Genomic DNA, 2,520 nt, shown 5'->3' on the forward strand with positions numbered 1-2,520 from the left:
GACGATCAGCACGGTTGCCGGGACGGGCACTGCGGGCTTCGGCGGTGACGACGGCCCAGCGACTTCGGCCCAGCTGAACAGTCCGTTCGGGCTCGCCGTGGACTGCGTCGACACCCTCTACATCGCCGACTACAGCAACCACCGGATCCGGAGGATCGCGTCGGAGAAGATGGCCGGGCTGCCCGAGTCGGGCACGGTGGTCTCATGGGCCAACGTGCGTAGCAGGCTGCGGATGGGGGTCCTGCGTGAGTCCCTGAAGGACGGGGCCGAGATCCAGCAGTCCCTTGCCTCGCCCAGGGCGCATCAGCGGTGGCGGCTGATCGCGTCGGGCCAGGACGACGGTGAGGTCTTGTACCGGATCGAGAACGTGCGCAGCGGCAAGGTGCTGGAAGTCGTGGGCGGAGGAACCGTCGACGGTGCGGTGGTCGCGCAGCGAGCGTACGAGGGCAGCGACGCCGAGCACCAGCAGTGGCGGCTGATCCCGGTCGGGTCGGTGACCGACACCCGGCGGATCTATGAGATCGCGAACCGCAACAGCGGCCTGCTGCTGCGCGTCGACACCAACGCCCCCACGGTGGTCAAGCAGTACGGGGCGCAGGGCGACCACCGCGACCGGCAGTGGCAGCTGCTCCCCGTGTGAACACGCGAGTGGTCAGGGGCGACGAAACCCCTGACCACTCGGACCTGTGAACCTACTCGGGGTCGGACGGCTTCTCGGCGGTGGCCTTGGGCGCCTTGGGAGGCTCCTCGGCCGTGGGCGACGGCGGAGCGTCGGGTGCCTTGAAGTCGTCCCTCTTCGGTGCCTTCAGGCCCTCGTCCTTCTGCAGGTCGCCGTTCTGCTTCACCGTCTCGCTGGACTTCTCCATGCCGGCGGCCGCAGCAGCGGATACGGATCCGGGGTCCTGGGCGTAGGCGGCCTGGGTGCCGGCGGATGCCTGGGTGGTCTGGATGAAGGAGGCGAGGAAGCCCAGGATGGCCCGGGCTTCGGGCGCCTGTTCCTGCACGATCTTCGCTCGGTGGGAAGCCCCGTGGATCCCGCTGGTGAACAGGCTCGTGGTCGTGTCGTCGTACGTGTCGTCGTCGGCGTCCTCGAAGTCGACGCCCGCTCCCGGTTGCGGCTTGTGGCCGTCGGTGGTCACCGAGAAGAGCCCCGCGCCTGTCCCGGCGGAGTCGAAGACGTTGTTGAACACCATGGGTGTCACCTCTGGTCGTTGTGGCGGTACTGCCTGCCGGTCACGGCTGCTTGTACAGGTCTCGTTCGCTGTCGGTGAGGCTCTCGCCGTCGAACATCGTGTGGTGGACCTCCAGGGCGGAGACGACCTCGGCCAGCCCCTTCATGCGGAAGCCGCCGCCGGCCAGGTCGAGGTCGGCGATGTCCCGGGCGACCACGGGGGCGAGCCGGGGGTAGTCGTCCGGCTGCGGTGGCGACAGGACGGCCACCGGCACGGCGTACTTCACCGCGAGAAGGCCGGAGAAGGTCACGGGGATCTCGTAGGTGTACTGCTTGAGGGCACGGCGCTGGGTGACGATGGTCTCCACGCGGGAGCCCGGCGGGACCGTGCCGGAGATCTGCGACTTCGACGCCCAGCCGGTGGACAGGGAACCGCCGACGGAGGCCGCGATGCCCTGGGCCAGCGCGGCGTTGAGGCCCGCGGTGCCGGAGGCGCTGCCCGTGGTGGTGAAGTCCACCGAGCCGGTCATCGAGGCCGAGGCGGAGTTCGTCATCCCGTTGGTCACCGACGTGTCGACGGTGTTGGCGTTGTCCACGCCCACGCTGTCCTTGCTGTTCTTGTTGGTCACCGTGTTGGCGTTCTTGTTCGCCATCTCGTTCTTGAGCTGCGTCCCCAGCTGCCCCTGCAGGTTCAGACCGAGCTTGGCCTGCAGCTGCAGCGCGAGCTGGGCGCTGACGTTGCCCCCGAAGGTGAGCTTGGAGTCTCCCGAGAGCGACCACGTGGCCCCGTTCGACACGGTGAAGTCGACCGAGTCGGTGAAATTCATCGGGGACTGACTGCGGTTGACGTAGGTACGCGAGGAGAACGTGTCCGGCGGCGGCTGGGTGATGTTGCGCCGCTCCTCGATCAGCGGCTCCCCGAGGTTCATGTAGGCGAGCCAGCCCAGCCCGTACGCGGTGCCGGGGAAGGAGCCGAAGCTCGACTTGTTCACGGAGAAACCGACAGGCTTGTGCCGCACCCCGTAATCGTCGACATAGACCAGATTCGGGTGATTCAGGATGGACTGCCAGGTCTGCTCGATATTGAGTTCCCGCAGGTTCTTCTTCGTCAGCGGCTGACGCTTGGCCCGTTCCAGGTTGTACGCATTGGAAGGCAATTTCTGTCCTCGACTGATCTGGCCGAAACCGCACTCGGTGAAATGGCAAAAAAGGAATCCGCACACGCTCCGGCAAGCGAAGCTAGCAGGACCCCGTCAGCCCGCGGAGGCGTCCCCGGGTATCGGACTCAAACGGGTGATCAAAAATCTGCGGCGGCTTTGATCACTCGATCGAGGACCGTCCGGCACCTC

3 protein-coding genes are annotated in these 2,520 nt (G+C 66.9%); 1 reads left to right on the top strand and 2 read right to left on the bottom strand.

Annotated features, from left to right (window positions below):
- Positions 1-640, top strand: a 640-nt coding sequence (locus Q0994_RS33765; protein WP_299542533.1) for an RICIN domain-containing protein, incomplete at its 5' end; no start/stop codon positions are given.
- Between the two features lie 52 nt (positions 641-692).
- Here Q0994_RS33765 and Q0994_RS33770 read toward each other — a convergent pair.
- Positions 693-1,193 (bottom strand): hypothetical protein, encoded by a 501-nt coding sequence (locus Q0994_RS33770; protein WP_299542535.1) that lies wholly within the window; start codon positions 1,191-1,193, stop codon positions 693-695.
- 40 nt (positions 1,194-1,233) lie between these two features.
- Entirely contained in the window at positions 1,234-2,328 is a 1,095-nt protein-coding gene (locus tag Q0994_RS33775) for a hypothetical protein (RefSeq protein WP_299542537.1), read from the bottom strand.
- Between the last annotated feature and the right edge of the window lie 192 nt (positions 2,329-2,520).

The organism is uncultured Streptomyces sp., from assembly GCF_947488945.1.
GTDB lineage: Bacteria > Actinomycetota > Actinomycetes > Streptomycetales > Streptomycetaceae > Streptomyces.

Coding starts and splice junctions, on each gene's coding strand:
- Q0994_RS33770 (WP_299542535.1), bottom strand. CDS start 1,193: ATGGTGTTCAACAACGTCTTCGACTCCGCCGGGACAGGCGCGGGGCTC.